The 18,971-nt window shown below is 51.4% G+C and carries 22 protein-coding genes and 2 pseudogenes; 3 read left to right on the forward strand and 21 right to left on the reverse strand.

The window, feature by feature from the left end; all coding sequences use genetic code 11:
* Positions 1-227, forward strand: a 227-nt coding sequence (locus tag EDM52_RS23745) for a transposase (protein WP_148038807.1), incomplete at its 5' end; no start/stop codon positions are given.
* A gap of 153 nt (positions 228-380) precedes the next feature.
* Here EDM52_RS23745 and EDM52_RS23750 read toward each other — a convergent pair.
* Genes EDM52_RS23750 through EDM52_RS23775 form a run of 6 tightly spaced genes read right to left on the reverse strand, consistent with a single transcriptional unit; the run spans position 381 to position 4,599 of the window.
* On the reverse strand, positions 381-1,178 hold the full coding sequence (locus EDM52_RS23750; protein ID WP_122911372.1) for a cyclase family protein: 798 nt from the start codon (positions 1,176-1,178) through the stop codon (positions 381-383).
* Position 1,179: 1 nt separating this feature from the next.
* On the reverse strand, positions 1,180-1,470 hold the full coding sequence (locus tag EDM52_RS23755) for a hypothetical protein (RefSeq protein ID WP_122911373.1): 291 nt from the start codon (positions 1,468-1,470) through the stop codon (positions 1,180-1,182).
* Complete coding sequence (locus EDM52_RS23760) at positions 1,455-2,480, reverse strand: thiamine pyrophosphate-dependent enzyme (protein ID WP_122911374.1); 1,026 nt, start codon at positions 2,478-2,480, stop codon at positions 1,455-1,457. Before EDM52_RS23760 ends, EDM52_RS23755 begins: the two co-directional genes overlap by 16 nt.
* Positions 2,480-3,724: a phenylglyoxylate dehydrogenase gene (locus tag EDM52_RS23765; RefSeq protein WP_122911375.1), complete on the reverse strand. Its 1,245-nt coding sequence runs from the start codon at positions 3,722-3,724 to the stop codon at positions 2,480-2,482. Before EDM52_RS23765 ends, EDM52_RS23760 begins: the two co-directional genes overlap by 1 nt.
* The gene (locus EDM52_RS23770) at positions 3,724-4,017 is read right to left on the reverse strand and encodes a 4Fe-4S binding protein (RefSeq protein WP_122911376.1); all 294 of its coding nucleotides are present in this window, start codon (positions 4,015-4,017) and stop codon (positions 3,724-3,726) included. Before EDM52_RS23770 ends, EDM52_RS23765 begins: the two co-directional genes overlap by 1 nt.
* A gap of 3 nt (positions 4,018-4,020) precedes the next feature.
* Positions 4,021-4,599 (reverse strand): 2-oxoacid:acceptor oxidoreductase family protein, encoded by a 579-nt coding sequence (locus tag EDM52_RS23775; protein WP_122911377.1) that lies wholly within the window; start codon positions 4,597-4,599, stop codon positions 4,021-4,023.
* Positions 4,600-4,864: 265 nt separating this feature from the next.
* Between EDM52_RS23775 and EDM52_RS23780 the strand changes: the two genes are divergently transcribed.
* Positions 4,865-5,506: a Crp/Fnr family transcriptional regulator gene (locus EDM52_RS23780; protein ID WP_183185339.1), complete on the forward strand. Its 642-nt coding sequence runs from the start codon at positions 4,865-4,867 to the stop codon at positions 5,504-5,506.
* 54 nt (positions 5,507-5,560) lie between these two features.
* On the opposite strand, the pseudogene EDM52_RS23785 reads toward EDM52_RS23780, so the two are convergent.
* Positions 5,561-5,779 (reverse strand): annotated as a pseudogene (locus EDM52_RS23785) (aromatic ring-hydroxylating dioxygenase subunit alpha); the annotation flags it as partial.
* A 1-nt stretch (position 5,780) separates the two neighbouring features.
* On the opposite strand from EDM52_RS23785, the pseudogene EDM52_RS23790 reads away from it, so the two are divergent.
* Positions 5,781-6,165 (forward strand): annotated as a pseudogene (locus EDM52_RS23790) (solute carrier family 23 protein); the annotation flags it as partial.
* A 129-nt stretch (positions 6,166-6,294) separates the two neighbouring features.
* On the opposite strand, the gene EDM52_RS23795 reads toward EDM52_RS23790, so the two are convergent.
* The 14 genes from EDM52_RS23795 to EDM52_RS23860 all read right to left on the reverse strand — a co-directional run bounded on the left by EDM52_RS23795 (position 6,295) and on the right by EDM52_RS23860 (position 18,727).
* Entirely contained in the window at positions 6,295-6,720 is a 426-nt protein-coding gene (locus EDM52_RS23795) for an acyl-CoA thioesterase (RefSeq protein WP_122911379.1), read from the reverse strand.
* 24 nt (positions 6,721-6,744) lie between these two features.
* Positions 6,745-7,533 carry a 2-keto-4-pentenoate hydratase gene (locus tag EDM52_RS23800; protein ID WP_122911380.1) on the reverse strand — a complete coding sequence of 263 codons (789 nt, stop codon included), beginning with the start codon at positions 7,531-7,533 and terminating at the stop codon, positions 6,745-6,747.
* Positions 7,534-7,537: 4 nt separating this feature from the next.
* Positions 7,538-8,566, reverse strand: coding sequence for a 4-hydroxy-2-oxovalerate aldolase (gene dmpG, locus EDM52_RS23805; protein ID WP_122911381.1), 1,029 nt, complete (start codon positions 8,564-8,566; stop codon positions 7,538-7,540).
* Positions 8,567-8,591: 25 nt separating this feature from the next.
* Entirely contained in the window at positions 8,592-9,470 is an 879-nt protein-coding gene (locus EDM52_RS23810) for an acetaldehyde dehydrogenase (acetylating) (RefSeq protein WP_122911382.1), read from the reverse strand.
* A 20-nt stretch (positions 9,471-9,490) separates the two neighbouring features.
* Complete coding sequence (locus EDM52_RS23815; protein ID WP_122911383.1) at positions 9,491-10,270, reverse strand: 2-keto-4-pentenoate hydratase; 780 nt, start codon at positions 10,268-10,270, stop codon at positions 9,491-9,493.
* 68 nt (positions 10,271-10,338) lie between these two features.
* Entirely contained in the window at positions 10,339-11,808 is a 1,470-nt protein-coding gene (locus EDM52_RS23820; protein ID WP_122911384.1) for an aldehyde dehydrogenase, read from the reverse strand.
* A gap of 16 nt (positions 11,809-11,824) precedes the next feature.
* On the reverse strand, positions 11,825-12,286 hold the full coding sequence (locus EDM52_RS23825; RefSeq protein ID WP_122911385.1) for a RidA family protein: 462 nt from the start codon (positions 12,284-12,286) through the stop codon (positions 11,825-11,827).
* A 16-nt stretch (positions 12,287-12,302) separates the two neighbouring features.
* Entirely contained in the window at positions 12,303-13,298 is a 996-nt protein-coding gene (locus tag EDM52_RS23830; RefSeq protein WP_122911386.1) for an amidohydrolase family protein, read from the reverse strand.
* The gene (locus EDM52_RS23835; protein WP_057134163.1) at positions 13,283-13,822 is read right to left on the reverse strand and encodes a 3-hydroxyanthranilate 3,4-dioxygenase; all 540 of its coding nucleotides are present in this window, start codon (positions 13,820-13,822) and stop codon (positions 13,283-13,285) included. Before EDM52_RS23835 ends, EDM52_RS23830 begins: the two co-directional genes overlap by 16 nt.
* A gap of 36 nt (positions 13,823-13,858) precedes the next feature.
* Positions 13,859-14,062 (reverse strand): 2-hydroxymuconate tautomerase, encoded by a 204-nt coding sequence (locus EDM52_RS23840; protein ID WP_338068348.1) that lies wholly within the window; start codon positions 14,060-14,062, stop codon positions 13,859-13,861.
* A gap of 15 nt (positions 14,063-14,077) precedes the next feature.
* Positions 14,078-14,602: an FAD synthetase gene (locus EDM52_RS23845; protein ID WP_122911388.1), complete on the reverse strand. Its 525-nt coding sequence runs from the start codon at positions 14,600-14,602 to the stop codon at positions 14,078-14,080.
* A 66-nt stretch (positions 14,603-14,668) separates the two neighbouring features.
* On the reverse strand, positions 14,669-16,147 hold the full coding sequence (locus tag EDM52_RS23850; RefSeq protein ID WP_122911389.1) for a 4-hydroxyphenylacetate 3-hydroxylase family protein: 1,479 nt from the start codon (positions 16,145-16,147) through the stop codon (positions 14,669-14,671).
* A gap of 433 nt (positions 16,148-16,580) precedes the next feature.
* Complete coding sequence (locus EDM52_RS23855; RefSeq protein WP_122911390.1) at positions 16,581-16,940, reverse strand: ArsR/SmtB family transcription factor; 360 nt, start codon at positions 16,938-16,940, stop codon at positions 16,581-16,583.
* 17 nt (positions 16,941-16,957) lie between these two features.
* On the reverse strand, positions 16,958-18,727 hold the full coding sequence (locus tag EDM52_RS23860; protein ID WP_122911391.1) for a SulP family inorganic anion transporter: 1,770 nt from the start codon (positions 18,725-18,727) through the stop codon (positions 16,958-16,960).
* Positions 18,728-18,971: the final 244 nt, after the last annotated feature.

Genomic DNA, 18,971 nt, shown 5'->3' on the forward strand with positions numbered 1-18,971 from the left:
CGGCCAGAGGAACAAAAACGTGGGAAGAACTCTATGACCAAAGAACAGCTGTCGAGCGGGTGAATGCCTATTTGAAAGAATTTTTCCAACTGAACAACGTACGCTATCGCACAGGGAAGAGGGCCAAAGTTCATTTTGATTTGGTAACTCTTGTTTATAATGCCGCTAAATTAGCCACTGATCGGATTCGTAACGCACTGGAAAACAAGAAGCCAGTCGCGGCTTAGTTTTTAAAAAAGGATAAAGAAGAGATTGGGGCAGTCTGTATATTTTTAAGATGAGCAATTATGAAATTGATTCAAATGGGTGTTAAGAGCAAAATGAATGGCTCATTTTGCTCCTCGAGATGTGATATACCTGTTCAGGTCAGAACGTATGCCTTACTTAGCCCTGGGAACCAAAGCAATCGGACGAATTGGACTTCCGCTGCCGTCGGTAATTTTCAGCGGTGTCGCAATGATGATGGCACCTCTTGGCGGCAGTTTGTCGACATTCGCCAAGGAGGCCATGCCGTAGCGATTAGCCTCATGCATGTAGTAATGGCTAGGGAAAGCAGGCTCCAATGTCGCAGCGATTCCTGCGTCTGTCCCTACCGTCTCCACCCCGACGCCCAGGATTTTTCTTTCCTTTGCCAAAAACTCGGAAGCTTCTGGCGCAAATCCAGGGGTATGCGGCATGCCGTCTGCTCCCACGTTGAAGAACTTTTCGTGATTGTCGTTGTATTCTGCCCAGCCCGTATGCAGGATCAGGTAGGCGTGCTCCGGAATCTTGCCGTGCACACTCTCGAATTCAAGAATGTCTGCGACCGTCAATAAAAAATCCGGGTTTTCCTGGCACTTCTGCTTCACATCAATCACACACGCTTCCCCGATCATGTTCTTCATCGGAAGCGTATCGACGCCGTCCTGGCCCTTCCCGCTGATCCAGTGACGCGGTGCATCGAAGTGCGTTCCTACGTGCTCACCTGTGGTGAAATCGTTCCAGTACCACGCTGGACCGTTCTCATCGTAGTTGGAAAGGCGATTGTAGCGGAAAGTTCCCGTATTGACGAACGGCTCCGGCAATTGCATGACAGGGGTATTTTCGTTCAATGGTTGAGCCAAATCGACGACTTCAATGCCTCCGCTGACAATGCCGGCAAGCAGATCACCCAGTAGATCTTTTGTGGAAGTACTCATTTTATTTGCCTCCCTTTAACCATTTTTCGAATTCCGTTGCATTCAGTTCCTTCATCTTTTGCTCAATTTCCAACTGCCGGTACCACGCTGCTTTTCTGCTTTTTCCGTAATACTCCTGATGAATGACGCTCCCCCTCACATCCTTTACGTACAGGGTCGTCTTGCCCAAGCGTACTGCATCACCTGCACGGAACAGCTTTTCAAAGACCCAGACGAACGGCATCCTCCATGCATGGGCCGTTGCGTCGATTTCCACTTGATACGGCATATCCGCCTTTACGTGATTCTGCATAGGTCTTTGAGCCTTTTGTAATTTTGGTCCACCGAGTATTGCAGGCTGCGGATTTCTTCATCCGTCAAGTGAGCATACTTTTGCATGGAACGCGTATACTCCTCGATCGGTGTACGCTTCTTCACTTCATAGGTCATTCTGAACTTGCCTTCCACACACTCCCACAGCGGATACAGGTTGGTCTCTACTGCCAGCTTGCCTACCTCGATGGTTTTCTCCGTCGGGAATTTCCAGCCTGTCGGACAGCCCGAGTAGAGGTGGATGTAGGACATGCCGTTCTTTACCTGCATCGCTTTTTTCAATTTGTCGATGTAGTCAGGCAAGAACGAAGGGTTAGCAGTCGCCACGTAAGGGATGTTGTGTGCTGCCATAATCATCGGCATATCTTTTCCCTTTTGCGATTTCCCTTGGCTTTTTTCCCCTACAGGCGTGGTTTGGGTCCACGACCATTTCGGCGTCGTTCCGCTTCGCTGAACCCCTGTGTTCATGTAGGCTTCGTTGTCGTAGCAGATGTAGATGATGTTCTCTCCACGCTCGGCTGCTCCGGACAAGGACTGGAAGCCCGCATCCGCTGTACCGCCGTCACCGGCAAAGGCCACTACATTCACATCGCGGCCTTCCCGCTGATACTGCCGCTTGATCCCGGCCAGCATCGCTGCCGTATTGTCCAACAGCGGGAAAAAGACGGGAATTTTGGTTCCCGATCCGCCCTGGAAGCCGACAACACCGATACCGCCCATGCAGCCAGGAGGAATAGCCAGGATCGTATTCGGCCCCAGAATACGCAGGGTCGTGCGCAGTGCCAGCTCGGCATGGCACCCGAGACAAGCAGAGTTGCCCGGTGACAGCAGGTCCTCATGCCGGGTCACATCGTAATACGCTTCTTTGATTTTCTTTTCTTCCCGGAAAATAAAGCCGAATCTCTTTTTGGTAAAGAAGGAATCATCCTTTACCAGCGTTGCCTTGGCGCCTTTCGGACGCGTCGAATAGTTATTGTTGTTGCTCTCCATCACACGATCCCCTCCTTTACCTCTTGATCTGCTTGGTCTTCTAAATCAAACAGCTGATCGACGTCCACTTCATCCAGACCGAACCAGGTCACGTCGCGATACTCGCCGCCATTGGCTACGTACTGGGTAATCACGATGGCTTGCTTGATTTGCTCCAGCGTGACATCGGAGCCGCCGAGCCCGCCGATAAAGTCGATCATCGGAGGCATGCGCTTGCCGCCAAACGCCGTACGCAATTCGAGGTAGCTGGTGCCGTAGCCTGCCGCAAAGGAAACGTTGCGATCGATCGTGCCAATCGCTTTTACCCCGGAGAGCAGCGCTTGCATCTCTTCTACCGGGAATGGACGCAGGACGCGAATGCGCACCATCCCTACCTTGATGCCCAGCTCCCGCATCTCGTCAATCGCCACGCGCGCAGTTCCCGCCGGACTTCCCATACAGACGATGGCGATGTCGGCATCCTCCATACGGTAAACATCCACCATGCCACCGTGATCTCGACCGAAAAGCTGGGACCACTCTTGACGGACTTCCTCGATGACTTCCTTGGCGTACTTCATCGCCGTTACCTGTTTATGCCGGAATTCCGTCAGCATCGGACCTGCCGTCAGCGGGTCGACAGACATCGGTTTGTCCGGATCCAGCTTCACATGAGTGATATCCGGCTTTGGCAGGAAGCTGTCCACCTTCTCCTGTTCGGGAATTTCTACCCGCTCCGCCATATGGGAAAGCGAGAAGCCGTCGTAACAGACGTTTACCGGAAGAAGAACGCCTTTGTTCTCCGCGATTTTATAGGCTTGCACGACCGTGTCCAAAACCTCCTGGTTGCTCTCACACCAGATCTGAATCCATCCCGCTTCGCGAACGGTGACGGCATCCTGCTGACCGCCCCAGACGGTTTGCGGTGAAATCACTTCACGGGTAACCAGCGCCATGACGATCGGCAAACGCATGGTACTGGTTCGGATGTACGGCTCATACATCAGGGCAAGACCTTGTGAGCTGGTTCCTGTAAAGGTGCGTGCTCCTGCGAATACCCCGCCCTGCAAGACGCTCAGTGCGGTATGTTCACTCTCTACTTCTACGAGGTCGGCATCGATTTCACCCTCGGCTACGAATGTGGCCAAATATTCGACCAACGGCGTCTGCGGTGTGATCGGATAGGCTGCCAGCAAGGAGACACGTGCCAGCTTGGCTCCCCATGCCGCAGCTTTGTTTCCATTCAATACGTCAATTTTGCCCACTATTCCTCACCTACCTCTTCATACATCGTAATGGCATTGGCTGGACAGACTTCTGCGCAAATCCCGCAGCCCTTGCACCAATCCAGATTCGTATCGTAATGGGTGTTCAACTCAAGCTTGCATCCGACGGGACAGTACATGTAGCAAGCAGAGCATCGCTTGCAAAGATCCGGATCTGTCACCGGACGCTGATACCGCCAAAGACCGGTATTGACCACATACAGCCCTTTCCCAACGGAGGCAACATCATCACCTGTCAGTCGATACAACTTGTCAGGTACTTTTGCGCTCATCTCTTATCCCTCCGCCTTCTGTAACTGGCCGCTGCGCGTGACAACCTGTACTTCATTGAATCCACGCGCAACTGCTACCAGGTTTTTTTCTACGATTTTCTTCGGAAAGTTAATCTCTATACATTCGGACAACGACTGTAAAGAAACCAGTTTGGTCGCCTGAGCAAAAGCGCCAAGCAAAATGGTGTTGGTAATCGGTGCCTTGAATACTTCCAGCGCTATGCGTACAGCATCAATCGTCGCAAGCGTTTCCACATTTTCTGGAACATCGTCCAGCGTCATTTTTTTACGGGAGTTAAGAATCGCAAATCCATTCGCTTTTACACCATTAAAAATCGGGAGCTGTACGATGAGAGCGGAGTCAAGCACAATGATGCCATCAGGCTCATACACCTGCGTTCGTTCCCGGATCGGTTTGCTATCCAGCTTCACAAACGCTTCAAGCGGTGCGCCGCGGCGTTCAAAGCCGTAAGCTGGGATGGATTGACCGTAATTGCCCTCATGCACCAGTGCATGGCACAGCAGCTCGGATGCCATCACAGCGCCCTGCCCGCCTCGACCGTGAAATCGAATTTGTTTCATCTCCTTCACCTCCTTCAAGTAGTTGTAACCTGTTTAACCATGATAGATTATTTAAAAAATTCAATATGCTAAGCATTTTACAGTTGTGTCAGGAAAGCTGATGATTCGACACTTCCTCAATTCGATATCTGACACAAGATCAGGAACAATTCTTTACAAGAGAACGGGTTCAATTTATGATTTGTATTAATATTAGGAATTAAGGGATATTTCGAATATTAACCATTTAACACTTATATAGATATTTTGGTTGAGGGGGATGGATATGACTCATCACAAGTATGCTTGGGAGCCTTATCTGTCAAAGGGAATCAAAAAAACGTTTCCACAGAAAACGACCTTGTTCCATCAAGGCGAGATCGGAAAAGGATTTTACTATCTGTTTGACGGCGAGGTAAAGATCAAATTGACCTCCAACAAGGGCGATGAGCGCATCATCGATATCGTTACACAGGGAGAGCTTTTTGGTGAAGCCGGCATAAAAAAGGAGCCGTATTTTTCAACGGCCCATGTGACGAAGCAATCCATCGTATACTATTTTTCCAATGAAGCATTCCAAAGCATCTGCAAGGAAAATCCGGCGGCTATCGATATTTTCTTGCAGTCCCTGATCCGCAAAGAGCGTCTGCTGGCTGAGATTGTGGCGCAGGAAAACCGCTCTTTTGAGCAAAAGCTGGCCTTTTTCCTGCTGAAAATGTATAACAAGAGCAATGAAACGAGCATCTCGATCAATCAGATTTCACTGTCGAATTACATTGGCACTTCTCGCATTACGGTCTATAAAATTCTTCAGCAATGGGAAAAGAAAGAGATCGTCACGGTATCCAACCGCTCCATTCATATCAATGACCTGAATCGACTGCGTGCGATTTTAAATGAAGATATCATTATTCCTTCTGAGGACTAAGCGTTATGCAAACGGCCCCTCCGACCTATCTCACAGGTCAAAGGGGCCGTTTTTTCAGGCCGTGCCCAGTTTGACGCCCATCTCAGCCAGATACTGGCGGTAGGCAATACTGACACGGTCACATTTGAGAGACAGCTCCACTTGCAGATCCAGCGGCAGGTCCTCCGGCTTCTGGTTCTCCACAATCGGCTTGTCCTGTGCGAAAATCTGGTCCTGGAACTGGTTGATTTCTTTGTCGGACAGATTCAACTCGTAATTGAATGAGATAACGCCCGCTGGCCTGATCGCTGTAACGGGTGTGGGCAGCCGAATGGCCATCATGGCCGGTGGGGTCATCCTGATTGTCCTGGGACTCGTGCCCAAGCTCTCCGCAGTCATCACATGCATCCCGGAACCGGTCATCAACGGTATTTTCGGCATTGTCTGCGTCACTATCGTCGCCAACGGAATCAAGAATCAAGGTGATTCAACATATTACCATCGACGACCGCAGCATGATGGTAATCGGTGTGCCGATCCTGCTTACGCTCGCGGTAACGGTGCTGCCGAAAGAAGCTCTGAACGGCACCCCTGATTTCGTAAACTACGTGCTTTCCTCCGGCATTACCGTCGGGTCGTTGGCCACATCCCTGGCGGCAGACAGGAGCAGCTCGAGATAGCCAAGCCGTCCAACGTGGCTTGATAGGAAAAACACATGCTCCCTGGGCCAATTAAGCTCAAGAAATGATTCGAGGCCTATGCATGTATTTGCATAGGCCTCTTTTATGGAACCGCACGTATTGATTCGATTACACATTCAACAGCTTATCCTGCAAAAACAGCTCCCGCACCTCATCCGGGATCGGAACTGCCTTCAAGTTACCCTTGTCATCGAACTGTACCCAGCCGCGCAGCTCGTGTCCGTTGGCGACCAGGTCTTCGCCGCGATACACTTCATGCTCCAAGCGGAAGGTTTTGCTGTTGACTTCGGTGACGCGGGAGACAACGCGCACAGCATCGTTGTACAGAAGCGGCTTGCGGCAGGTCACACCTGCATCGAGGAGCGGCAAGCCGATTTTTTCGTTGTGAAACAAGTCTAGCACGGATACGCCCATTTCATTTACCAGAGTCAGCATTCCGATATCAAACCACTTCATATAGGTGGGATAGTAAATGATACCGGCCATATCGGTATCGCCCCAATGGACTTTTAAATGTACCGTATTCTGTACCATGAGAATCCCCTCTGCTCCCTCGGGTTATTTGCAGGTGAAGGAGACGCTTCCCAATTCAGCAAACTGCACCTGAATCGTATCGCCCGCTTCAAATGCGATGGCTTCCGAGATAGCACCACTCAGTACGACATCGCCTTTTTTCAGACCTTTGCCCTCTGCCCCCAGCTTGTTCACTGCCCAAGCTACGGATGTGGCCGGATGGCCCAGAACAGCAGAGCTGGACCCTACCTGGCTTACAGCGCCGTTCTTCGACATGAACATCCCGAGATTGCCCAGATCCAGTCCGGCAGGAGAACGCCATTTGCTCCCGATGACGAATTTGGCTGACGAGCAATTGTCTGCTACGACATCCACGAGTGTAAACTTGAAGTTCAGGTAACGGCTGTCGATGATCTCAATCGCAGGCGCCACGTACTGTGTCGCCTGGAGGACGTCCAAAGCGGTCACATTCGTGCCTTGCAGGTCTTCTCCCATGAAAAAGGCAATCTCCGGCTCGGCCTTGGGATGAATCAGCTGGTCAAAAGCGATCCCTTCCCATTCCAGCGCCAGCATATCGTGCGTCAAATACCCGTAAATCGCTTCGTGAACGCCCATCATCTGCTGCTTGGGCTTGCTTGTCAGTCCGAGCTTCAGACCGATACGTCTGGCACCCTCCTGTTCCTTGCGAGCAATCAGTTGCTCCTGAATCGCATAGGCTTGCTCAATCGTGAGGTCCGGATATTGGTCCGTCACCTTTACGACTTCCCTGCGCTCCTTCTCTGCGGACAGTAAATATTCGACGATTTCCAGATCTTTTGCTTGTGTGTAAGCCATCTATTTACACCCCTAACTTTTGTGCTTTGCTCAGTTCTGCGGCCACATCCAGGATCATGTCTTCCTGACCGCCTACCACTTTGCGCTTGCCCAGCTCCAGCAATATATCGCGCGGGTCTACGTTGTACCGCTTGCCCGCACGCTCAGCAAACAGCAGGAAGCTGGAATAGACGCCTGCGTATCCAAGTACCAGACTGCCTCGATTGATATCCTGCGGACGCGGCAAGAGCGGTCCTACCACATTTTCCGCCAAATCCATCATTTTGTAGATATCGATGCCTACGTTGAGTCCCATCCGATCGAGCACAGCGAGCAGGACCTCCGTTTGTGTATTTCCCGCTCCGGCTCCGAGACAACGCACGCTTCCATCGATGCGGGTAGCCCCTTCTTCAATCGCTGCCAAGGTGTTGGCAACCGCCACAGACAGGTTGTTGTGGGCGTGGAAACCAACCTCGATATCGAGGGATTCACGCAATGCGCTGATGCGCTCACGTACCTGATCTGGCAAAAGCGCTCCAGCGGAATCCGTCACATAGACAGCCTGCGCCCCATAGCTCTCCATCAGCTTGGCTTGCTCCACCAGCTTCTCTACAGGAGCCATGTGCGCCATCATCAGAAAGCCCAGTGTCTCCATGCCCAGCTCCCGCGCAATGCTGATGTGCTGAGCAGATACGTCCGCCTCCGTCACATGTGTGGCTACACGCACCAGACTAGCACCCAGGCCATGCGCCTGCTTCAATTCCGCAGCCGTACCAATACCCGGCAGCACCAGTACTGCCAGCTTGGAGTTCTTGCACTCCTCAGCGGCTACCTCGATCAGCTTCATCTCGTTCACGAGCGAACGGCCGTATTGCAAGGTCGATCCACCCAGACCGTCTCCATGACTCACTTCGATATAATGCATCCCGGCGTCGTCCAAGGCACGGGTTACACTGCGTACTTGCTCTTCTGTATATTGATGGGCAACCACGTGACTTCCGTCGCGCAGACACACTTCCGTAATTTTAATGGGCTTGTCACTTTTTCGCTTCATTCGTGATCCCCTCTCCCTTTCTCGATTACTTGCTCGGTTGGCTCAGCATGTGGCGAGCGTAATCTTCCGCCACGCGCGTAGCTGCAGCCGTCATGATATCCAGATTTCCTGCGTAGTTAGGGAAATAATCGCCTGCTCCCTCTACCTCGAGGAACACGGTCACGCGATTTTCGTCAAAGATCGGTTCTTGCTTCATCCGATAGCCAGGTACGTATTGTTTGACGGTTTCGACCATCTCGGCAATCGATCGGCTGATCTTTTCCTGATCCATGTTCTTCACTTCGCAGTAAATCGTATCGCGCATCAATATCGGAGGTTCAGCTGGGTTCAGGATAATGATCGCCTTGCCCTGATCGGCTCCGCCTACCTCTTCGATTCCGCGTTTGGTCGTAATCGTGAATTCATCGATGTTGGCACGGGTGCCCGGCCCCGCACTCTTGCTGGCGATCGTCGCGACGATCTCCGCATACGTCACATCGGCTACGCGATTGACCGCATACACGATCGGGATGGTCGCTTGTCCGCCGCAGGTAATCATGTTCACGTTCTGTTCGGTCAGGTTGGAGCCTGGATTGATTGCAGGACAGAAAAAAGGTCCCCGGGCTGCCGGCGTCAAATCAATCGCCAATTTCCCCAGCTCTCTCAGCACTTTTGCATGGCGAACGTGGGCTTTGGCGGATGTCGCATCAAAAAAGATATCGGCTACATCCGGGTTTTCCTCGATGGCTTGAATGCCGTTGGAAAACACCTTGTATCCCCGCTCCTCTGCACGCTTCAAACCATCTGATTCAGGATCGATTCCGATCATGGCAGTCAATTCGATAACATCGCTGCGCTCGAGCTTATACATCAAGTCCGTTCCGATATTTCCCGAGCCAATGATGGCAGCTTTCACTTTACTCATGCTTCTTTCCTCCCCACCGATTAGTTGAACTTGACAGAAACGGACCCGAGAGACCCGAAATGAGCGACGATATGATCGCCTTTGGTCACGCCAACCGCTCCTGACAGCGCTCCCGGCAGAATCAGTTCTCCCGCTTTCAGCTGGATTCCGAATTCGTGCAGCTTGTTAGCCAACCAAGCAACCGCATGTGCCGGATGTCCAAGCGCAGCAGCCCCTGCTCCGGTCGCGATCATCTCGTCATTTTTGACCAGCGTCATGCCGACACTGCCGATATCAATACCGTCAATAGCACTGATTTTGCTCCCTACAACAACCTTTGCCGAGGAGCCATTATCCGCTACGGTATCGATCAGCTTGATCTTCCAGTCCGCAATGCGGCTGTCGATGATTTCGATCGTCGGCACCACATATTTGGTCGCCATCAATACATCCAGATACGTAATGTTCGGTCCAACCAGATCTTTGCTCAGGACAAAGCCGATTTCCGCTTCTACGCGCGGGATCAGCATGCTGCTTGTATCCACGACTGCCCCGTCCGCTACCTGCATATCATCGAGCAGATGTCCGTAGTCCGGCTCATCCACTCCGAGCATTTTTTGCATCGCAACGCTCGTCAGGCCCACCTTCTTGCCGATCACGTGACGACCTTCTGCGAGCTTTCTTCTCAGTACTTCCAATTGGATTTCGTACGCATCCGTAACATCCAGCTCCGCAAAGCGTTCTGTAATCGGAGCGATTCCCTGTTTGGTGCGTTCCGCTTCCAGCAATTCGCTTGCAATCTCTTCAAGTACTTGTTTCATGTAGATGGCTCCCTTCCTTATCTAGATGCCATAAAGAGTGACTGAATAGCCACTCTTTACGCGTCAACTTACAACTTTAAAGTTATGGTCTTCGCTTCTGTATAAAACTCAAAGCTGTGTCTGCCGCCTTCGCGTCCTACGCCGCTCGCTTTCGAGCCGCCAAATGGCGTGCGCAGATCGCGGTAGTACCAGCAGTTGATCCACAGAAGGCCGGAATTGATGCGTGCCGCCACGCGATGGGCACGACGCAAATCGTTGGTCCAAACGACACCTGCCAAGCCGTAGATCGAATCGTTGGCGATGCGAATGGCATCCTCCTCTGTTTTGAATGGAATCACGACCAGTACAGGACCAAAAATCTCTTCCTGTGCCACGCGCATTTTGTTGTCTACATCGTACAAAACCGTAGGCTCATAGAAGTTGCCCTCGCCCAGCTCAGGGATGCGTTTTCCACCGATAGCCAGCTTCGCGCCTTCGGACAAACCAATTTGCACGTAGTTGTCCACGGATTCGAGCTGCCCTTTGGAAACGATGGCGCCCATATCGGTATCTTCATCCAGCGGGTTGCCGACCTTGATCTTCTTCACCGCTGCCGTGAATTTTTCCAGGAAAACATCATAGATGCTCTCTTGTACAAGCAAGCGAGAACCTGCCAAACAGATTTCACCCTGATTGCGGAAAATGGCTTCGATAGAGCCTGCCACTGCTTCATCCAGATCCGCGTCCTCAAATACGATGTTGGCGGATTTGCCGCCCAATTCCAGCGATACCGGAATCAAGTTTTCAGCAGCATTTCTCATGACGGTTTTCCCTGTCGTCGTCTCACCTACGAAGGAAATCCGACGAACATATTTATGTGTGCTCATTGCCGTACCGACACTGCCACCCGGTCCTGTGATAATATTCAAAACGCCCGGTGGAAGTCCTGCTTCATTCGCTATTTCCCCCAGCATGACTGCGGACAGCGGCGTGTAGGATGCTGGCTTGACGATGACGGTGTTGCCCGCCGCCAGCGCTGCAGAAGCTTTCCAGGTCATTTGCATGAAAGGAAGGTTCCACGGGATGATCAGGCTGGTGACACCTGCAGGCGCATATTTGGTATACGACATGTGCTTGGCCTGCTCATAGTGCTCGTGGTTGACGTATTTCGCCATTTCCGCGAAGAAGCGCAGATTGGAGGCCGCACGCGGGATATCAAAGCCGCGGCTCTCCTTGATCGGCTTGCCGACGTCGAGTGTTTCCACCACAGCCAGCTCTTCTACGCGCTCCATGACCAGATCGGACATTTTGCACAGAATCTTGGAGCGGTCGTCCACGGACATTTCGCTCCACACGCCGCTTTCAAAAGTGCGCTGTGCGACTTCGATGGCCTTCTCCACATCCTCGACACCTGCGCTTGCTACCGTTGCCAGCTTTTGATTCGTAGCGGGATCAATCGTATCAAAGGTTTTCCCCGCGATAGCATCGACGTATTCGCCGTTAATAAACAATTTGGCATCTTTGACGGATTTCGTATAATCTTGAGCGACCTTATTCACGTGAATCCCCCTTCCGCTATTCTTCAATCTCGACGATCATTTCGACTTCCACTGCATTGTTGAGCGGCAATTGTGCCATCCCTACCGCCGAGCGTCCGTGTTTTCCTTTTTCACCGAACACGGCGACGAGCAGATCAGAAGCCCCGTTCATCACTTTGGGCTGGTCGGTAAAATCAGGCTCGCTGTTCACAAAGCCCAAAATCTTCACGATCCGCTTAACCCGACTCAGCTCGCCTACTTCCTGCTTGACGACGGCCAGCAGGTTGAGCATGCATTGACGTGCTGCATCGTAGCCGACTTCAATCGTGACGTCCTTGCCCAGACTGCCGCGATATTCGTTCGTTCCTTGCCCTGCAGTAAACAGCAGGTTGCCGACGCGCACGCAGCCTACGTAATTGCCGACTGCCTGTCGCGGCTCAGGGAGTGTATATCCCAGCTCCTCCAGGATTTGCTCAGGTGTTTTCGCTTGGTTTTCCATGATCTCTCGTCACCTTTTATTTCATATTTAAAAAGCGCAGGGCATTCTCTCCCATGATGGCTTTCCTCTGCTCCTCTGTGAGCGTAAGCGTGTTTTCCACATCGTTGCCCGGCGGAATTTCCCGCAGCAGGAACGGATAGTCGGAGCCCATCAGGATTTTGTCATGCCCGAAGGAATCGACCAAAAATTGCACGATGCGCGGATCGTTCACCAGAGAGTCGAAGTAGAACTTCTTGGCGTAGTAGCTCGGTGGTTTGTCGATCAGACGCAGATGCGGCCATACCTTCCAGCCTTTGTCCATGCGCGGCAGGATGTAAGGGAATGACCCGCCTCCATGTGCGAAGCAGATCTTGAGATCCGGAAACTTCTCCATGACTCCCCCGAGAATCAGGCTTCCTGCGGCCAAGGCTGTTTCACTCGGCATCCCGACGGTGTACATCAGGTTGTGGCGTGTGATGCGGTCCTTGCCCAATGTCTCCCAAGGGTGTACGAATAGCGGGACATTCATTTTTTCGCATGCCGCGAAAAAGTCGATCAGTGAAGGGTCATCCAGGTTCTTGCCATTGACGTTGGTGCCAATCTCGATTCCCTTCATGTCCAGCTCATTCATGCAGCGCTCCATCTCCCGAATCGCAATCTCCGTATCCTGCAGCGGTACTGTACCCAGCCCGATGAACGTATTCGGATATTGCTTGACGGTTTCGGCGATGAAATCGTTCTGGATTTGTGCCATCAGAGCCGCTTGCTCCGCTGGCGCCCAGTAGGAGAAGGTGACCGGGATCGGAGACAAGACCTGAATGTCTACGTTTTCATTCTCCATATCGGCAATCCGTCTGGCAGGATCCCAGCACTGATCGGTTATTTCGCGAAAGACTTTGCCGGCAACCACGATATTGGCTCCGCAGGTGCATGTGCGCTGCAAGGTCGGCCAGCGTTCACCAGAGAACTTTTCGACGAAATTGGGGAGATCCTCCGGAATGATATGCGTATGAAAGTCTACTCGCATTTCCATTCACTCGCTTCTTCTGGCATTACGTATCCGCAATTTTTGCATGTGCGAAGATCTTCACTGCCATTGAAACCTTGAATCGCTTCCTTTACCTGTACCTCGATATTGGTCAATTGCACAGTCACCTTGTGCATTTGGTGATCACACTTGTCGCAGAACCATACGAAGTCCTCCAGCTCGCCATCTGCGCGATCGCGTTCGATCACCAGGCCGATGGTGTCTGCTACACGGTGCGGGGAGTGCGGGACATTTGGAGGCAGCCAGAAGATTTCGCCTTCTTTAACCGTGATCACTTCACGTTTGCCTTCGTCGTTGATGATCTCGACGTAGCAATCCCCTTTGAGCTGATAAAAAACTTCTTCGGACGGATCGACGTGGAAATCGCGGCGCTTATTCGGACCGCCCAACAGCATGACCATCAGCTCTGCGTCTTTCCAGATCACTTTGTTGTTGACGGGTGGTTTCAGCTGATCCTTGTTTTCTTCGATAAACTTCCACAGATTGATAGGCATTAATTTGGTTGCCATTTTGCATTCTCTCCTTTTATTTGGGTATGAATGGATTTAGCGACGCAATTTATCCATGGTATGTCCGCCAACCGCCCAGTGCTTGTGCGGCAATTCCTGAATCAGCACTCGGACTCTCTCCACTGGGACGTTGAGGGACTCGCCTACTGCCAGAGTCACGTTTTGGATCAGGGCCTCTTTGTCGGCGTCTGATCTTCCTTCCAATATGCGAATCTCTACGATCGGCATCCAATCACTCACTTCTCGTAAATATGCTTACCATCCCAATAGAGAAACCGATTTTTGTGTCTCTCCTTGCGAAAGCAACAGACGAATTCTGGTTGATGAAATCGTCTGACCATCTGAACAATGGACAGGCTCTGTGATATGAACAGGAAAATGGCGAGCCAACAGCCCTACATCGCCTGCTCGGTTTCTTCCAAATTGAAAATCGTTGCCTACGGATACTTCCAGCGGGTCCAGCTTTGCCAAGTCCGCAATGAATGCAGCAGCCGTGCGTCTCGTGAAGGCTTGATCAAAACGGGCGATGACCACATGATCAATGCCCAATTGTGCGATACGCTCCACTTTTTCCTGAACAGTGGTCAGGATTTGTGCACCCTGGAAGAAATGACGAGGAGGAGGATCAAAGGTATACACCACACTGGGAACGCCCAGCACCCTGCTTCGATCGACGGTTCGGCGAATCACTTCCTGATGCCCCTTGTGAACGCCGTCAAAGGCACCGATCGCGATGACAGAGCCAGTCAAGCTCAGCGTTCCCTCTGCATGCGTTTCCATCTTTTCTCCTCCCAACATTCATCCTGATGAAGGAACGATGAAAGCCGAGTTCTGGTAGACCGATCTCTAGACAGTCGTTTTCGACTTGAGGAAATCAGGCAGGTTCAACGCCTCGTCTACCAGATCAAAATTGTTGTTGCGCTTAAATTGATTGTAGAAAATCGCTCTCTTGCGGATGGGATCGCCTGTGTAGTAGCGCTCATACTGGAGCAAACGCTGTCCAAAGGCTTCACCGCACAGATCCCATGCGAGCTTGAACAGTTTTACGCGGTGCTCTCCGGTGATGCCTTCGCGGCCCAGGTAGTACTTCTCCATGTCTCCTGCGATTTCCGGAGCTTCGAAGTCTGCACCGGTCGGGGACATCAAGAGACCGCCAGCGCCGATGATCTGCATGACCTCGATCGCGCGTGGATACATGGTCGGCATCAAGCCGCGTACGGTTTCCAGCGATACCCCACCCGGCATGACTTCGCCAGACGGCAAGGTTTCAAATTCGAATTCCGCCACTCGCAGCAGCGCGCGGATGGTTTCGACGGATTGAATCAGTTCTCCGAGCTGATCCTGTACGTTCAGGAACACATCGACACCGATGGAATCTGCTACACGGCAAGCCACTTCAGCAGCAAACTGGAGCTTGATCAATCCGCGCACACCTGATTGGTGAGCAGGCTGCTGGGCGATCCCTGTCTTCGGATACAGCAGGTTGGCCGCTTCTACGTTGTTGTAGAGGAATACGCGATCCCACGGTACCAGTACATCATCGAAGACCAGAACTGCATCCATTTCCTCGTAGCGGGAAGCCAGCGGATGGTCGAAGAGTGGCCGCGTGCCGTCTTGCATAGGCTCACGGCAAAGCATGCGAAGTCCAGGCGTGTCGACTGGCAGGGCAAAGGCCAGTGCGTAGCGCTCATCACCCGGCTTGAAGCCTGGGAACGAATAGATGATGACTTCATCGGTGATCGGTGCCAGTGTAGCCAGCATTTTCGCTCCGCGAACGATCAAGCCTTCCGGAGTTTCCCTGACGGCACCCAAGTGCGTAAACATGTCGTTTTGCTCATGGGAGCTTTTGCTGCGGTCGTTTTGCGGATTGATGATCGCATGGGTCAGGAACAGGTCATTATCGCGAATATAACGGTAGTAATTTTTGATATTTACTGCCCAGTTCGGGTTGTACTTGTCGAGGAAGTCTGCGTTGCTGTACATCGAAGTCACCACGACGTTCAGGAAGTCTGGCGTTCTGCCCATCAGACCGAAAGTTGCCTTGGCAAAAACCTCAAATACCGCTCTGCGCTTTTGCAGATCCTCGTAATTTCGCGGCACCAGGAAAGCGTTGTTCGTGCGCTCCCCTGTCTCCTCACAGACGTGTGTGATTTGATCCTGGTACTTGGGATCATGCTGCAAGTCATACAGATTGGCCATTTCCAGAATTGGACGTGTAAATACCGGCTCATCGAATACGTTGGTGATTTTACGGCCCGACATCCATACCTCTGGCTGGCGAGATTTCACCGCTTCGATATATTGGGCGCCTGTGCGAATACCCATTTCAATTTCCTCCCTTTTATCCATGGATCTTGCTTGTATTTTTAAAAGATTACAAATATTTAGGTTTCGCGCCTCCCCACCCTCTCTATCTTTTCGCTAGCGCATGTTTTGCTCTTAGTAAGGATTATAAACGTCATTCAAAATGCGAATTGTATTGTAGTTAACGTTTTGTTGAATTAGAAATGAATCTGTCGAAATCTTCTCAAAAGAAAAAAACCACCTGCTCAAAGGTGGCTTCTTCCGGTAGCTTACGTAGATTTTTCGTTGGTACATGCGGATTCCTATCTATTCAGGAGTCAGCCTGCTAGAAACTTCCCGGTCCTACACTGGGGGAGACGGGAATCATTCGCTCCTCTTCTTCTAGGATGATTTTGCTGATGCTTCAATCAAGCGAGTTCGCAGGACACTCCCCTGCTGCTTTGCATCATCTCTCCTATTTACCTGTGGAGTATTCGCTCTCGCTGCTGTTTTCGTCATTGAACTTATCCAGCATGGAGATCGCATCTATCAAATGGTTGTTGAAGATCTGCCGGGCGATTTGGAGAAGATCCACAATCAGCGGTTCGCGCAGGGCATACAGCACCTTGTTTCCATCCTTCGTTCCATAGACGATGTTTTTGGCGCGCAGGATACTCAATTGTTGCGAGACCGCAGAGCCCTCTGTCCCGATCAGCGTTTGCAGCTCGTTGACGTTCTTGTCGCCTTCAGCCAGCAGTTCGAGAATGCGTATACGCAAAGGGTGTGCCAGAGCCTTGAAAAAATCTGCTTTAAACTGTTGCAGTTCTAAATTCATCCGTCTCCTCCTTTTCTTTAATGGGAAGCCGTTGCTGTATGTGTTTCCTCCTGACCCGCTCTACTTTCCCTGATCGGACTGGACAGAAGGGTACATTCCTGGAAAGCAAAATGCTTGCAGCCAATACACTTCTTATTGTCAAGTTTCGTCAAGGCAAAATCAATAGCATCGCCTGTATGTTCAAAGAAATGTTGTTCGCCAATCTCTTCGACTAAGCCTGTTTTTTGCAGCACAGCTCTGGGCTGCTCCTGCATCCCGGAGATGAGCACAATCCCTCCATTGGAATGAACGTGATGCACAATGCCAGCCAGATGCTGATCCACTGTCGTGTCGAGATACGGAACTTTGCCCATGCGAAGCAGCAATACCTTGGGACGATGATCAATCGAGTCGATCAAAGAGGAACCAAACATCTTCGCGACTCCAAAGAAGAGCGGGCCTTCCACGGTGCAAATGCGAAACTGCGGACAATCGTGCAGCTCTGAGACTACATGCGCTCTCACCTTGCTATGTTTGTCCTGGTGGTCGGGAAGCACTCTGGTGACTTTTACAGACTGCCCCATCTGCCGGATAAATTGAAGGACTGCCAACACGAGCCCCACCTCCACTGCAATCGTCAGGTTGGCAAAAACGGTCAGCAAAAAGGTGATCAGCAGGATGAAAGAATCACTGGTCCTCGTTTTCAGCAAATGAATGAACTCTTTGCGCTCGCTCATATTCCAAGCCACGACCATGAGTACAGGCGCCATGCTGGCAATCGGGATACTGGAAGCATACGGAGCGAAAAGCAGGAGAACAGCAAGCACCACAAACGCATGAACAATCCCTGCTATAGGTGAAGCAGCACCATTTCGGATATTGGTAGCTGTTCGCGCTATCGCTCCCGTCACGGGGATACCCCCGAATAACGGCGCCACGATATTGGCGATCCCCTGCCCGACCAGCTCGCGGTTGCTATCATGCTTGCTATCGGTCATACGATCTGCCACCACAGCTGACAGCAAGGATTCGATTCCGCCAAGCAAGGCGATGACGAGCGCGGGCTGCAGCATCTGGATGACTTTTTCCCAAGTGAGCAGCGGAAAATGAAAAGCGGGCAAGCCACTCGCTATCTCGCCAAATGTAGAGCCAATTGTCGCGATCTTCTCAGGAAAAAAGAGATTGGCCACGACACTGGACACGATCAAGCCGACTAACGGTCCAGGCATTTTCGGAAACAATCGCGGTGTGGCCACGATCAGAAGGAGAGAGAGCAGCGCAGTCCCCACGCTATACAGGTTGAAGGAATGCAGATGAAGGAGGATTTCCCCCATACTGGAGATAAAATCCTCATGTCTCTCCATACCGGAAAGCCCTAGAAAGTTGCCAATTTGCCCAGAAAAGATAATCACCGCAATCCCTGAGGTAAACCCAACTGTTACAGGACGAGGAATAAATTTGATCAGCGAACCTAACCGAAAAACCCCCATCAGCGCCAGCAGAATTCCTGCCATGAACCCGGCTATCAACAGGTTTTCATACCCATACACCATAACAATGCCCAGAAGTATGGGGATAAACGCTCCCGTCGGACCGCCGATCTGGTATCGCGAACCGCCAAAGATAGAGATAAAGATGCCTGCGATGATCGTTGAATAAATGCCGTACTCAGGCTTGACTCCTGACGCGATGGCAAATGCCATAGACAGCGGTATGGCTACGATCCCAACGATCAGACCTGCCAGCAAATCCTTGCGTAAAGCCTCCACCGAATATCCCGAAAACCGCCCTAACGATGCTCTTCCCACAATATCCCTTCTTCTCTATTGATGAATATTTGAATTTTTGAATATACATATTTTAAAACACTACTATGCTTTTTTGTCAATGGAGATACCTGCATTCGGGTTGTTCACATAAGAAAACCCAGAGCGAAGCTCTGGGCCTTTTTGCGTTAGAGGATATCCGAAAGTTTGTACTCGTATCCATGCAATCCTTTGTAGTACTCAGGGTACATGGGATTACCGCAATGCTCACAACCAAATTGAGGCG

It is taken from the genome of Brevibacillus invocatus, from assembly GCF_003710915.1.
GTDB lineage: Bacteria > Bacillota > Bacilli > Brevibacillales > Brevibacillaceae > Brevibacillus > Brevibacillus invocatus.

What these genes read in the sequence shown, in the direction of transcription:
- EDM52_RS23750 (WP_122911372.1), bottom strand. Translation starts at nt 1,178, where the DNA reads ATGAGTACTTCCACAAAAGATCTACTGGGTGATCTGCTTGCCGGCATT.
- EDM52_RS23755 (WP_122911373.1), bottom strand. Translation starts at nt 1,470, where the DNA reads ATGCAGAATCACGTAAAGGCGGATATGCCGTATCAAGTGGAAATCGAC.
- EDM52_RS23760 (WP_122911374.1), bottom strand. Translation starts at nt 2,480, where the DNA reads ATGGAGAGCAACAACAATAACTATTCGACGCGTCCGAAAGGCGCCAAG.
- EDM52_RS23770 (WP_122911376.1), bottom strand. Translation starts at nt 4,017, where the DNA reads ATGAGCGCAAAAGTACCTGACAAGTTGTATCGACTGACAGGTGATGAT.
- EDM52_RS23775 (WP_122911377.1), bottom strand. Translation starts at nt 4,599, where the DNA reads ATGAAACAAATTCGATTTCACGGTCGAGGCGGGCAGGGCGCTGTGATG.
- EDM52_RS23780 (WP_183185339.1), top strand. Translation starts at nt 4,865, where the DNA reads ATGACTCATCACAAGTATGCTTGGGAGCCTTATCTGTCAAAGGGAATC.
- EDM52_RS23795 (WP_122911379.1), bottom strand. Translation starts at nt 6,720, where the DNA reads ATGGTACAGAATACGGTACATTTAAAAGTCCATTGGGGCGATACCGAT.
- EDM52_RS23800 (WP_122911380.1), bottom strand. Translation starts at nt 7,533, where the DNA reads ATGGCTTACACACAAGCAAAAGATCTGGAAATCGTCGAATATTTACTG.
- dmpG (WP_122911381.1), bottom strand. Translation starts at nt 8,566, where the DNA reads ATGAAGCGAAAAAGTGACAAGCCCATTAAAATTACGGAAGTGTGTCTG.
- EDM52_RS23810 (WP_122911382.1), bottom strand. Translation starts at nt 9,470, where the DNA reads ATGAGTAAAGTGAAAGCTGCCATCATTGGCTCGGGAAATATCGGAACG.
- EDM52_RS23815 (WP_122911383.1), bottom strand. Translation starts at nt 10,270, where the DNA reads ATGAAACAAGTACTTGAAGAGATTGCAAGCGAATTGCTGGAAGCGGAA.
- EDM52_RS23825 (WP_122911385.1), bottom strand. Translation starts at nt 12,286, where the DNA reads ATGGAAAACCAAGCGAAAACACCTGAGCAAATCCTGGAGGAGCTGGGA.
- EDM52_RS23830 (WP_122911386.1), bottom strand. Translation starts at nt 13,298, where the DNA reads ATGGAAATGCGAGTAGACTTTCATACGCATATCATTCCGGAGGATCTC.
- EDM52_RS23835 (WP_057134163.1), bottom strand. Translation starts at nt 13,822, where the DNA reads ATGGCAACCAAATTAATGCCTATCAATCTGTGGAAGTTTATCGAAGAA.
- EDM52_RS23845 (WP_122911388.1), bottom strand. Translation starts at nt 14,602, where the DNA reads ATGGAAACGCATGCAGAGGGAACGCTGAGCTTGACTGGCTCTGTCATC.
- EDM52_RS23850 (WP_122911389.1), bottom strand. Translation starts at nt 16,147, where the DNA reads ATGGGTATTCGCACAGGCGCCCAATATATCGAAGCGGTGAAATCTCGC.
- EDM52_RS23855 (WP_122911390.1), bottom strand. Translation starts at nt 16,940, where the DNA reads ATGAATTTAGAACTGCAACAGTTTAAAGCAGATTTTTTCAAGGCTCTG.